This window comes from Micrococcus sp. LASM2_SD2, from assembly GCF_057364565.1.
Map to the genome: position 1 here is coordinate 1 of NZ_JBNFOB010000524.1, position 201 is coordinate 201.

The following is a 201-nucleotide window of genomic DNA, read 5'->3' on the forward strand; positions in this document are numbered from 1 at the left end:
CGGATGCTCGTCCTGACCTGGTCGAGCGCCGCTTCACTGCCGAGCGCCCACACCGGCTCTGGGTCGCTGACATCACCTACGTGCGCACGATCTCAGGGTTCTGCTACGTCGCTTTCATCACCGACGTCTACTCCCGGCGCATCGTGGGATGGGCGGTCTCGGGCAGCCTTCATACCGCGGGGCTGCCGTTGCTCGCCCTGG

At 66.7% G+C, this 201-nt stretch carries 1 protein-coding gene; it reads left to right on the forward strand.

All coding sequences use genetic code 11. From position 1 onward, the window contains the following. The coding region (locus AC2W7A_RS13410) for a DDE-type integrase/transposase/recombinase (RefSeq protein WP_485991781.1) at positions 1-201 on the forward strand (201 nt) is incomplete at both ends.